Genomic DNA, 12561 nt, shown 5'->3' with positions numbered 1-12561 from the left:
AGCAGCGTTTTTAACAGATGGCCTGCACAAGCAGGCATTAATTCGACGGCCGCGCATAACGATTGCTTGCAAAGTGTTGCAGCGCTGACAATGGCTTCCTTCTTTGAGCCAAGGACCGACCATGGACAACAGCCCCGTGCGCATCACCGCCGAAGAGACTCTCTCGGACAACTGGTACCTGCTGAAAAAATACAGCTTCGACCTGCGCCGCCGGGACGGCAGTTGGCAAGCCCAGACCCGCGAGGTCTACGACCGTGGCAATGGCGCGACCATCCTGCTGTACAACCGCGTGCAACGTAGCGTGTTGCTGATTCGCCAATTCCGCATGCCCACCTTCGTCAATGGCTACCACGGTTACCTGATCGAAGCGGCGGCGGGGCTGCTGGACAATGCCAGCCCCGAAGAGCGCATCCGCCTGGAAGCCGAGGAAGAGACCGGCTACCGCGTCGGGCAGGTGGAGAAGGTCTATGCGGCGTTCATGAGCCCTGGCTCGGTCACCGAGCGGATTCACTTTTTCATCGGTGAATACCAGCCAGGAGATCGCGTGAGTGGCGGCGGTGGCCTGGAAGAGGAGGGCGAGGACATCGAGGTGCTGGAGCTGGGCTTCGAACGGGCCCTGGCAATGGTGCAGAGCGGCGAGATAGCCGACGGCAAGACCATCATGCTGTTGCAGCACCTGGAGTTGCGCATGTTGAAAGAATGCTGGTGACCTAAACAGCACGTACATCCAATTTTCCGTCCCCTGTCCCCGGCACACTCCCCTCATCGCTGACATTTCAAGGCAGAGGGGCACACCATGGACCCAGCACCACAGACGGGGCCCGACGAAGTCGTCACCCTGGTCGTCAAACACCTGATCAAGCAAGGCCAGGAAGCCGATTACGAAGCCTGGCTGCGCCGCATCGTGCGCATCGCCGGCGAGCGCCCGGGGCACTTGGGTGTCGACGTGGTACGCAGCAAACAGAACAACCTGGCGCTGTTCACCTGCGTTTTGCGCTACCGCTCCACCGATGACCTGGAAACCTGGCTCGACTCTCCCGAGCGCAAGGCCCTGATCGCCGAAGCCGCGCCGATGCTGGCCGACGGCGACAAGACCGAGATCGGTGCGGTCAACGAATTCTGGTTCGCGCCCCTGGCCGACAGCGCCGCCAAGCCGCCGCGCTGGAAACAGGCAGTGGTCACCCTGTTTGTGATTCTGCCGCTGACCCTGCTGGTACCCATCGTGTGGGGTCCGATCCTGCGCCTGCACCCGTTCCTCTCCAACTATGTGGTCGCCACGTTCCTGGTCACCCTGACCATCGTGCTGCTGGTGGTGTACCTGCTGATGCCGGCGGCCACCCGCCTGTTCGCCCCCTGGCTTGAAGCCTCTGTAAAGGAAACCCTATGAACGCCGATCTGATTCTGTTCAATGGCCAGTTCCACACTGTGGACCGCGAAAACCCACGCGCAACCGCCGTCGCCATCCATCAGGGCCGGTTCGTCGCCGTTGGCACCGACGGTGAAGCCATGGCCCTGCGTGGCAGCGGTACCCAGGTCATCGACCTCAAGGGCCGCACCGTGATTCCCGGCCTTAACGACTCGCACCTGCACCTGATCCGTGGCGGGCTGAACTACAACCTCGAACTGCGCTGGGAAGGCGTGCCGTCCCTGGCCGATGCCCTGCGCATGCTCAAGGACCAGGCCGACCGCACGCCGACGCCGCAATGGGTGCGCGTGGTGGGTGGCTGGAACGAATTCCAGTTCGCCGAAAAACGCATGCCAACCCTGGAAGAGCTCAACCAGGCTGCGCCGGACACCCCGGTGTTTGTACTGCACCTGTACGACCGCGCCTTGCTTAACCGCGCCGCCCTGCGCGTGGCCGGCTACACCAAGGACACGCCGAACCCGCCGGGCGGCGAGATCGTACGCGACAGCCACGGCAACCCCACCGGCATGCTGGTGGCGCGGCCCAACGCGATGATTCTGTATTCGACCCTGGCCAAAGGCCCGAAACTGCCGTTGGAATACCAGGTCAACTCCACGCGCCAGTTCATGCGTGAACTCAATCGCCTCGGTCTCACCAGCGCGATCGACGCCGGCGGTGGCTTCCAGAACTATCCCGATGACTACGCGGTGATCGAGCAACTGGCCAAGGATGAACAGCTGACGGTGCGCATCGCCTACAACCTGTTCACCCAAAAGCCCAAGGAAGAACTCAGCGACTTCAAGCATTGGACCGGCAGCGTCACCCTGCACCAGGGCGACGACTTCCTGCGCCACAACGGCGCGGGCGAGATGCTGGTGTTCTCGGCGGCGGATTTCGAAGACTTCCTGGAGCCGCGTCCGGACCTGCCGCTGACCATGGAGCAGGAGCTTGAGCCGGTGGTGCGCCACTTGGTGGAGCAGCGCTGGCCGTTCCGCCTGCATGCCACCTACGACGAGTCCATCTCGCGCATGCTCGACGTGTTCGAAAAGGTCAACCGCGACATCCCATTCAATGGCCTGCCGTGGTTCTTCGACCACGCCGAAACCATCACCCCGAAAAACATCGAGCGTGTGCGCGCCCTGGGCGGCGGCATTGCGATCCAAGACCGCATGGCGTTCCAGGGTGAGTATTTTGTCGAGCGCTACGGCGCCAAGGCCGCCGAAGCCACGCCACCGATCAAGCGCATGCTTGCCGAAGGCGTGCCGGTAGGCGCGGGCACTGACGCCACGCGGGTGTCCAGCTATAACCCGTGGACTTCGCTGTACTGGATGGTCAGCGGCCGCACCGTCGGTGGTCTGGAGCTGCACGCCGAAGGCCTGCCGCGTCTCACTGCCCTGGAACTGTTCACCCACGGCAGCGCCTGGTTCTCGTCCGAGCAGGGCAAGAAAGGCCAGATCAAGGTCGGCCAATTGGCGGACGTCGCCGCGCTGTCGGCGGATTTTTTCAGTGTCGATGAAGAAGCCATCAAGTGGATCGAGTCGGTGCTCACCGTAGTCGGCGGCAAGGTGGTGTACGGCGCCGGCGACTTCGAAGATTTCGCCCCGCCGCGTGTGCCGGTGCTGCCGGACTGGTCGCCGGTGGTCAAGGTGCCGGGTCACTGGCGTCCGACTTCACCGCTCCAGGCCCAGGTTCACCAATGCAGCGGCCCTTGCGGCGTGCATTCCCACAGCCATGAAAAAGCCCGTCTTTCCAGTGTGCCGGTCAGCGACTTCCAGGGTTTCTGGGGTGCGTTTGGCTGCTCGTGTTTTGCCTTTTAAAACCCCCGAAGGAGTTAACCCATGACTTACAAACGCTTGAACAAAGATGATGCCGTTGTCCTGTTGGTCGATCACCAGACGGGCCTGATCTCCCTGGTCCAGGATTTCTCCCCCAACGAATTCAAGAACAACGTGCTGGCCCTGGCCGACGTGGCCAAGTTCTTCAACCTGCCGACCATCCTCACCACCAGCTTTGAAAGCGGCCCCAACGGTCCGCTGGTACCTGAGTTGAAAGAACTGTTCCCGGACGCGCCGTACATCCCGCGTCCAGGCCAGATCAACGCCTGGGACAATGAAGACTTCGTCAAGGCTGTCAAGGCCACCGGCCGCAAGCAGATCATCATTGCCGGTGTGGTGACGGACGTGTGCGTAGCGTTCCCGACCTTGTGCGCCCTTGATGAAGGCTTCGAGGTATTCGTGGTCACCGATGCTTCCGGCACCTTCAACGAAACCGTGCAACAGGCCGCCTGGGCACGCATGACTGCCGCCGGTGCGCAGCTGGTGAACTGGTTCTCCGTGGCCTGCGAGCTGCAAGTGGACTGGCGCAACGACATGGAAGGCCTGGCCAACCTGCTGTCGCCGCGTATCCCCAACTATCGCAACCTGATGAACAGCTACTCGGCATTCACTACCAAGTAACCTGCTCTCAAGCCTGTAGGTAATCCCTTGTGGGAGGGGGCTTGCCCCCGATTGCGGTGTGTCAGTCTGAATATTTTTGACTGATCCACTGCTATCGGGGGCAAGCCCCCTCCCACATTTGATTTGTGGTGTTGCGACCATCCAGTTATAAATCAGCCCATCGTCCACCGAGAAGCGACAATGAACCCCTTCGAAGACATGCGCCTGTTCTGTCAGGTCATGGAATCCGGCAGCTTCACCGCCGCCGCCGAACAACTGGGCCTGTCCAAACAGTTCGTCAGCCGCCGCCTGATCCAGCTGGAAGATCGCCTCGGCGTGCGTCTGCTCAACCGCTCCACGCGCCGGCTGGATGTCACGCCGCTCGGCCAGAGCTACTACGAATCCGCTTTGCGCCTGCTCGGTGAAGTCGAGCAAGTGGAGCAGGGCATCGCCGGCCAGAACAGCGAACCACGTGGCACCATTCGCCTCAGCGCGCCGTTGTCATTTGCCATGGCTCACCTGGGTTGCCTGTTGCCGTTGTTCTTGCAGCGCCATCCCCAAGTGTCGGTGGAAGTCGACCTCAGTGACCGCCCCGTGGACCTGATCGGTGAAGGCTACGACCTGGTGCTGCGGATCGGCACCCTGGAAGATTCCACTCTGATCGCCCGCCGTATCGCCAGCATCCAGCGGGTGTATTGCGCCAGCCCCGACTACCTGGCCCTGCGCGGCACTCCCGTGCAACCCGACGACCTGGCTCAACACGACTGCCTGCCTTACGGCCACGGCCGCCAGGTGCAATGGCGTTTCAAGGGCAAAGTGCAGGCGCTGAACGTCAGCGGCCGCATGCGGGTCAACAACGGTGAACTGTTACGCGACACGGCCATTGCCGGCCTGGGCGTCACCTACTTGCCGACTTTTATCGTCGGCGGCGCCTTGAAGGACGGTAGCCTGGTCACGATTCTCGACGACTTCGCCCCCGAAGCCCTGACCCTGTCGGCGGTGTATCCCCAGCATCGACAAAGCTCACGGCCGGTGCAGGCGCTGGTGGAGTTCCTGCGCGAGCGCCTGGCTAGCGGCTGTTGAACAATTGGCGGATCAGGCTCGGCGTACTGCCGGTCCAGCGCTTGAATGAGCGCCGAAAGTTCGCCGCATCATTGAAGTTCAGGTACGCCGCCACTTCATCATTGCTGTAGCCCTTGACCTGGTACAGGTGCAGCGCCACCTGCTTGCGCACCCGGTCCACTTGCTGCTGAAAGCCAGTGTCGTGTTTGTGCAGCTTGCGCTTGAGGGTCGCCGGGCTCATGGCAAAGGCCTGGGCCGCCTGTTCCAGGCTCGGCGGCTGACGCACCTGCTCGCGCAGGTAGTCGTAGAGGCAATCGAGAAAACTGCCGGCAAATCCCAGTTGTTCGATCTGTTCCCGGGCCTGTCGGCGCGCAACCTGGCCGGCGGTGGCCGAAGCCCCCGGCCAGGCGCGTGTGAGGTGCTCGCGGGGGATGCACATCATGTCCAGTGGGCGCTCGAAGCGCGTGTCTTCGCCCAGGTGCACCCAATACTGTTCGACATACCGCGGTTCGGCATGGCTGAAACTGCACACCCACGGCAAGCGCTCGCCGCTGAGCCATTGGCTCATGGCAACCAGCGACGTCATGCTCGCCTCCAGCAAAAACCGCCACTGCTCGCCGGCCCCGCAACTGTCCAGCCAATACAGGTAGGCGTGGTGCTCATCCAGCTCCAGTTGCAGGGTGACCAAGGGGCTGAGCAGCACCTGTTGCTGGATCAGGATCTCCAGCGCCTGATGCAGATTCTGGGCATGGCCCAAGGCATGGCTGGCCGCACCGTAATAGCCGGGCAGCAAGCGTTGGCCGAACAGAAAGCTGCTGTCATCGGCATCCAGTAGCTTGCGACTGTTACCGATCAGCGCCAGGAATTGTTGCGGGCTCAAGCGCGCCGTGCCGGCGAGGATATCCTCGTGGAACAGCCCGGTGCCGCGCAGCAATCGGTGGCTGTCGATGTCACGGGACAGGGCCAGGTCGATCAGCGTGGCGGGTTGGTTGTGTCCTGGGATGAAGCGGCTGTCGGCCTCATACCAGTTGGTTTTTACCGCCATCTCAGGCGCTTTTCGCGAGAGGCTGCTTGGCCCTGGCCAGCGCCAGGTTCAGGCGCTTGAGCAGGTCCTGGGGCGGCTCGTCGAGGGCCATCACCACCGCCGTCGTCGCGCACAATTGCAGGCGTTCGCCCTGTTGCCGGGTCTTGTGGGCGAGGCCACGCACGGCGTGCTGCAACTCCAGGGCAAGTTCCTTGGCCTGGCGTTCGCCGGTATTGGGCAGCAGCACCACAAAGCGGTCGCCGGCCAGTCGACACAGCAAATCCTGACGACGCAGGTTGAGCAACAACAGATGGCTGAGGGCCTGGAGCACCGCGTCGCCCTCGGCATGCCCATAGGCCTGGTTGATGGCGGCGAAGTGATCCAGGTCCAACGCCAGCAACGACAGCGGTTGCTGCTGTTCGCGGCTGTCCTGCAGGCTGTCGGCGAGTTGGCGCTTGAGGTAATCGGCACCGGCCAGGGGCGTGAGCTTGTCGAACAGGCGATGTTCGCGGAACAGCCGTTCGCGTTTTTCCATCTGCGCGCTGATTGCCAGTTGTTCGCGGTGCCAATGGTAGATGCCGATGGTCAGCAGGATCATGCCCACCGGCATCGGCCCGGATTCGAGCCAGTGGTCCCAGGTGATGCTGTCGGGCAGGCGGATGAACTCGTCAAGGCTGTCGATCCACCACGAGAAAAAGATGCACGACAGCCCCAACGCCAGGTAATTGGTGACGCGCCCGGCGGGCCGGCTTTTGAGCACCAGGCCCAGCCACACCAGGGCGAGCAGGGCGGAACCGCCTTCGCCGATGATGTCCAGCCAAACCCACTCGCTGACGCTTTTCAATTCGCCACAGGCCAGGTGCAGGATCAGCCCGAGGTTGGCGGCGATCAGCAGCAAGGCGAGTTTCCAGCGGTGGGGTTTGAGCACGGAAAACATGGCCGCGAGTCCTTGGGGAAATAAGCGATGGGCGCCAGCACAGCAGATGGATGTGACCGTTGGATGACGGTGGAGGTGGGTCGAATCAGCTCATCTCACCTACGCCGCAAATTGAAAAATGTGGGAGGGGGCTTGCTGTGGTGAGGGGGCTTGCCCCCCGACGGGTTCACTGAGGATCCTCTGGGTCTGCTTCGCAGACCAGCGCGGGGCAAGCCCCCTCACCACAGCAAGCCCCCTCCCACATTTGAACTCCACAGGTCATTTCAGCTCATTCCGAGTCGAGAGCCCGGTGAAACCCCCCGGTTTACGGGCCCCGCCGCCAACCCTGTCACAGAACCGTCATCCCCCACCCCTAGCTTGCCCTCCCAGTTGCCGGGCCACTTGCCTGGCGCCAACGGATTCTTGGGGAGGATTTCATGTACAAGCGCACCGGGCTCGTCAGCTTCACGCTCACCGCCTTGGCCCTGGCGATTGCCAGCGAACGGTTGAATGCGGCCGAGGCCACCACCACCGAGCACGTTGAAGTGGTCGGCCAGGCCGCCGCCATTGATCAGGCGCTCAAAGAGCAGCGCAGCTCTGACAGCATCAAGAGCGTGGTGCATGCCGATGGCGTGGCCCAGTTGCCGGATGAAAACGTCGCCGAAGCGGTACAGCGTTTGCCCGGTATCAGCGTCGAGCGCGACCAGGGCGAAGGCCGTTTTGTCAGCGTGCGTGGCCTTGGCCCGGACCTCAACAGCGTAACCATCAACGGCACCCTCGTGCCCGCCCCGGAAAGCGCACGCCGCGCCGTGGCCCTCGATGTATTGCCGTCGGAACTGGTGCAATCGCTGTCGGTGATCAAGACCCTCACCCCGGACATGGACGCCAACTCCCTCGGCGGCACCGTCGATGTGCAAAGCCTGTCGGCCTTCGACCATAAAGGCCTGTTCTACACCGGCAGCACCGAAGCCAGCTACGACAAGAATACGAGCCAGACCAGCCCCAAATTTTCCGGTGCCGCGAGCAATCGCTTCAGCCTCGGCGACGGCATCGACAACTTCGGCGTCGCTGCGGCCCTGAGCTGGCAGAAGCGCGACTTCGGCTCGGACAACGTCGAAACCGGCGGCGCCTGGGACTTCACCGACGGCGCCAAACTCAACGAGTTTGAACAGCGCGACTACGACATCAGCCGCGAACGCGCCGGCGGTGGCCTGAACTTCGACTACAAGCCCGATGATCTGAGCAGCTACTACCTGCGCACCCTCTACAGCCGCTACAAGGACACCGAGACCCGCAACTCCACCAGCCTCGAATTTGCCGACCCCCAGGCCGCCGGTGAACTGGGCGATGCCGAAGCCAAGCGCAAACTCAAGAACCGGGAGGAAACCCAGGAAATCCAGTCCTACGTGTTTGGTGGCGAGCGCATGCTTGGCCTATGGACCCTCAGCGGCCAGGCCGGCTACAGCCAGTCTAGCGAAGACAGCCCGGCGCATATCGCCGGGGCCACGTTCGACGGCGGCGACTTTGCCAACAGCGGTTTCTACGACAAGGACAAGCCACGCCCGATCATCGGTGCCGGCTTCTATGACCCCAGCAACTTCACTCTCGACAAGGTCGACTGGGAAAAACAGAACACCAAGGACACCGAGAAAAACCTGCGCCTGGACCTGGCCCGCGACTACGACCTGAGCGGCTACGCCTCCCAGGTCAAATTCGGCGGCAAGGTCAGCCGCCGTAACAAGGACAACGATCTGGAGGCCTGGGTCTACAAGGACTTCGAAACCCTCGGCTACTCCGCCGACCAGCTCAACCTGACCCAGTTCCAGAAGGGCAGCGTCGACTATCGCCTCGGTAACTACGGCCCCGGCATCAGCGCCAGCAGCATCAAGCAGTTGATCGGCAGCCTCAACGCGGCGGACTTCTATGACGAGACCGAATCCAGGGTCAACGACTTCACCATTCGTGAAGACATCAACGCCGGCTACCTGATGAACACCATCGATATCGACGACTGGCGCTTTATCGCCGGGCTGCGCTACGAGGGCACCGAGTTCGAAGCCAAGGGCACCGGCGCCACCGATGGCGTGTTCACTGTCACCGAGACCAAGCGCCAGTACCACCACTGGTTGCCGGGCCTGCATGCGCGCTACCAGATCGACAAGAACACCCAGGTGCGTGCGGCGTGGACCAAATCCGTGGTGCGCCCGACCTTCGGCCAACTGGCGCCGGGCTTTGTGATCGACGATGACGAAGCCACCTTCGGCAACCCGAACCTCAAGCCCCTGGAGTCGAGCAACCTGGACCTGGGTATCGAGCACTTCATGGGCCGCGCCGGTACCGTGTCGGCGTTCGTGTTCTACAAAGACATCAAGAACTTCGTCTACAACACCGACGTGGCCGGCACCGGCGCCTGGGCCAACTTCTCCGAGGCCCACACCTATGCCAACGGCGACAGCGCCAAGCTCTACGGCCTGGAACTGGCCTATTCGCAGAAATTCGACTGGCTGCCCGCGCCGTGGAACGGTCTGCTGATCGGTGCCAACAGCACCTTCAGCCGTTCCAGTGCGGATATCGAAGGCTTCGACGCCGCCAGCGGCACGAATCGCAAACGCAACATCAGCCTGCCCAATCAGTCGGACACCGTCGGCAACCTGATGCTCGGCTGGGAAGACGACAAACTCAGCCTGCGCCTGTCGGCCAACTACAAGTCGGCCTACCTCTATGAGTTGGCCTCGATCAACGACAAAGCCCACGACCTGCATGTGGATGCGCAGACCTTCGTCGATTTCAGTGCGCGTTACTCGCTGACCAAGAACCTGCAAGTCAGCTTCGAGGCCCAGAACCTCACGGACGAGTCGTACTTCGTCTACACCGGCCACCGCAGCTACAACGGCCAGTACGAAGAGTACGGCCCGACCTACAAAGTGGGCCTGACGTTCACCCACTTTTGAATCCAACCACTTTCCAAATGTGGGAGGGGACTTGCCCCCGATAGCGGTGGATCAGTGAAAGATTGATCAACTGACACACCCTCATCGGGGGCAAGTCGAATCGTCGCACCGCCCCTCCCACATTAGATCTCCATTGTTTTCGAAGGACTTTGTTTGTTCATGAGAATTTCCAAGCTCTACCTGCTGATCGCCCTGGTCACCAGCGGCACTGCATTCGCCACCGATCTGGCCCTGAGCTCCTGGGCGCCGTCCTTGAACGCCGAAGCCGTGGCCTTCCTGCCCACTGGCGCCGAACGCCTGGCCGCCAGCACCCGCGACGGTCTGCAACTGCTCGACGCCAAAGGCGCTGAACTGACCCGCTTCACAGGCAACTTCAGCAGCCTCGATACCCGCGCTGGCGGTGCCCAAATCCTGGTCGCCAGCCTCGACAATGATCGGCAACAAGCGCTGTTGATCAACCTCGATCCCGCCAGCAAGACCTGGGGCAAGCCGCTGTACCTGCCGCCCCGCGATTACCCGGTGAACGGCCTGTGCCTGTACCGCGATTCGGCGGCCAACCTGTTTGTGTTTCTGGTCGGCGAAGAGGGCAAGGGCGAGCAATGGCTGGTGGGCAATGGCTCGACACTGCTGACCGAACCCCAGCGCGTGCGCGGGATCCCGTTGCCGCCGTCGGCGCAGTTCTGCCAGGTCGATGACGCTTCCAATCAGTTGGTGGTGAATGAAGAAAATGTCGGCTGGTGGGCCTACCCGGCTCACCCGGAAGCAGACGTGAAACGCACGCCGGTGGCCGTGTTCGACGATCCGAAGCGTGAAGCCGGCGCCATCGCACTAGTGCCGGGCGGCCTGGTAGCGTTGGACCCGAAAACCGCACAGCTGCATCTGTTCCAACAGACCGGCGAACGTTGGGTCGAGCAATCGAGCCTGCGCCTGCCAGGTTTGAAAGAACCGGAGCAATTGAGCGTCAACGGCCAGCAACTGCTGGTACGCGACGACGACAGCGGCAAGCTCTACCAGGGCAAACTCAACTGGCAGGCCAAACCGGTAGCAGCCGAGCCGGCGCTGCCGCAAGTCGCCGCCGTGCGTCAAACCGACCCGGTCGGCCGCCAGGGCGATGCGGCGGATGACCCGGCGATCTGGATTCACCCTGAGCAACCGTCGAAAAGCCGCGTGCTCGGCACCAACAAAAAACAGGGCCTGCTGGCTTACGACCTCGACGGCAAGCTGTTGCAGGAACTGGCAGTCGGGCGCCTGAACAACGTCGATGTGCGCCCCAACTTCAAGCTGGGTGCGCAGACTGTGGACCTCGCCGTCGCCAGCAATCGTGATCACAACAGCCTCAGCCTGTTCAGCATCGACCGCCAGAGCGGCGAGTTGCGCGAGGCCGGTGAAGTGCCCACGCCGCTCAAGGAAATCTACGGCATCTGCCTGTACCAGCCCGCCAGCGGCGAGATCTATGCCATCGCCAACGGCAAGGACGGCACCTTCCTGCAATACCGCCTGAGTGCCCCGGATGGTCGCGTGCAGGGCGAGCTGGTGCGCCAGTTCAAGGTCGACAGCCAACCAGAAGGCTGCGTGGCCGACGACCAGCGCCAGCGCCTGTTCATTGGTGAAGAAGACGTGGGCGTATGGGCGGTGGACGCCCGCGCTGACCAACCGGCCACGCTCACCAGCGTGATCAAGGTCGGCCCGCAACTGCACGCGGACGTCGAGGGCCTGGCGCTGTACCAGAGCGACAAACGCGACTACCTGGTGATCTCCAGCCAAGGCAACGACAGCTACCTGGTGGTGGATGCCGAGCCGCCATTCGCGATTCACGGCGGGTTTCGCGTCGGTCTGAATGCCGCCGCCGGCATTGACGGCGCCTCTGAAACCGATGGCCTGGAAGTCACCGCGATCAACCTTGGCGGGCCGTGGAGCCAAGGCATGCTGGTGGTGCAGGACGGGCGCAAGCGCATGCCCGAGCAAACCCAGAACTTCAAATTCGTGCCGTGGGCCGACGTGACCCGCGCGCTGAAGTTGCCGTGAACCGTCATCACCCGGTCATCACTTTTTAATCGAATAGGACATCACCATGCACGCGACGATGGAACATATGACGATCTGGGGCCTTATCAGTGACGCCAGCCTGTTGGTCAAGGCGGTCATGATCACTTTACTGCTGGCGTCGCTGCTCAGTTGGTACCTGATCATCCAACGCGGCAGCGTCCTGCGCCGCCTGGAGCGCCAGTTGAACGGCTTTGTGCAGCGCTTTCGCGCGGCCCCCGACTTACAACCGCTGTACCGCGAAACCGTGCAGGCAGGCGAGGGCGGGATTGCGCCGATCTTTATCGCCGGCGTCCAGGAATACCAGCACTTGCACAGCCATGACCCGGCGGTGCTCGAAGGGGTTGAGCGTGCCTTGCAGGTGGCGATCACCGAGCAGGAAATCGAGTTGGAAAAGGGCCTGCAGTTTCTCGCGACCGTGGGTTCGGTCAGCCCGTATATCGGTTTGTTTGGCACCGTGTGGGGGATCATGAATTCCTTTATCGGCTTGTCCCAGGTGCAACAGGCCACGCTGTCGACGGTGGCGCCGGGTATTGCCGAAGCGCTGATCGCCACGGCCATCGGCCTGTTTGCAGCCATCCCGGCGGTGATCGCCTACAACCGCTTCGCCGCACGCGGCCAGACCTTGCTTACTCGCTACTACGCCTTCGGCAACGAACTGCAAGTGCGCCTGCACCGTACCCTGCGCGGCGCCCCGATCAACCTGGCCGTGGCGGCCTGAACAG

The 12561-nt window shown here is 62.5% G+C and carries 10 protein-coding genes; 8 read left to right on the top strand and 2 right to left on the bottom strand.

Features of this window, described 5'->3' with window-relative positions; genetic code table 11:
- Positions 1-121 precede the first annotated feature (121 nt).
- From NDJ82_RS15665 to NDJ82_RS15645, 5 genes are all read left to right on the top strand, one after another.
- A complete protein-coding gene (locus NDJ82_RS15665) occupies positions 122-709 on the top strand; it encodes an NUDIX hydrolase (protein WP_250925820.1) in 588 nt (195 codons plus the stop codon).
- Positions 710-796: 87 nt separating this feature from the next.
- Positions 797-1387, top strand: coding sequence for an antibiotic biosynthesis monooxygenase (locus tag NDJ82_RS15660; protein ID WP_158878004.1), 591 nt, complete (start codon positions 797-799; stop codon positions 1385-1387).
- Entirely contained in the window at positions 1384-3222 is a 1839-nt protein-coding gene (locus tag NDJ82_RS15655) for an amidohydrolase (RefSeq protein WP_250925819.1), read from the top strand. The genes NDJ82_RS15660 and NDJ82_RS15655 overlap by 4 nt, the downstream gene beginning before the upstream one ends.
- Positions 3223-3243: 21 nt before the next feature.
- The gene (ycaC, locus tag NDJ82_RS15650) at positions 3244-3861 is read left to right on the top strand and encodes an isochorismate family cysteine hydrolase YcaC (RefSeq protein ID WP_095015792.1); all 618 of its coding nucleotides are present in this window, start codon (positions 3244-3246) and stop codon (positions 3859-3861) included.
- Between the two features lie 180 nt (positions 3862-4041).
- A complete protein-coding gene (locus tag NDJ82_RS15645; RefSeq protein WP_099586886.1) occupies positions 4042-4923 on the top strand; it encodes a LysR family transcriptional regulator in 882 nt (293 codons plus the stop codon).
- Here the strand turns inward: NDJ82_RS15645 and NDJ82_RS15640 are convergent.
- Complete coding sequence (locus tag NDJ82_RS15640) at positions 4910-5947, bottom strand: AraC family transcriptional regulator (RefSeq protein ID WP_099586885.1); 1038 nt, start codon at positions 5945-5947, stop codon at positions 4910-4912. The two genes, NDJ82_RS15645 and NDJ82_RS15640, sit on opposite strands and share 14 nt — an antisense overlap.
- Before the next feature lies 1 nt (position 5948).
- Positions 5949-6863, bottom strand: coding sequence for a GGDEF domain-containing protein (locus NDJ82_RS15635; protein ID WP_112195758.1), 915 nt, complete (start codon positions 6861-6863; stop codon positions 5949-5951).
- 416 nt (positions 6864-7279) lie between these two features.
- Between NDJ82_RS15635 and NDJ82_RS15630 the strand changes: the two genes are divergently transcribed.
- The 3 genes from NDJ82_RS15630 (at position 7280) to tolQ (ending at position 12557) form a co-directional block, all read left to right on the top strand.
- Positions 7280-9793, top strand: coding sequence for a TonB-dependent receptor (locus NDJ82_RS15630; protein WP_250925818.1), 2514 nt, complete (start codon positions 7280-7282; stop codon positions 9791-9793).
- A 159-nt stretch (positions 9794-9952) separates the two neighbouring features.
- Positions 9953-11818, top strand: a complete 1866-nt coding sequence (locus tag NDJ82_RS15625) for a phytase (RefSeq protein WP_250925817.1) — start codon at positions 9953-9955, stop codon at positions 11816-11818.
- Between the two features lie 46 nt (positions 11819-11864).
- Positions 11865-12557 (top strand): protein TolQ, encoded by a 693-nt coding sequence (gene tolQ / locus NDJ82_RS15620; RefSeq protein WP_099586881.1) that lies wholly within the window; start codon positions 11865-11867, stop codon positions 12555-12557.
- The last annotated feature ends 4 nt before the right edge of the window (positions 12558-12561 follow it).

Origin of the sequence: Pseudomonas sp. SR18, assembly GCF_023701505.1 — a bacterium.
GTDB classification, from domain to species: Bacteria; Pseudomonadota; Gammaproteobacteria; order Pseudomonadales; family Pseudomonadaceae; genus Aquipseudomonas; species Aquipseudomonas cyclaminis.
Note: the sequence above shows the minus strand (reverse complement) of the source record. Positions and strands in the feature narration are given on the sequence as shown.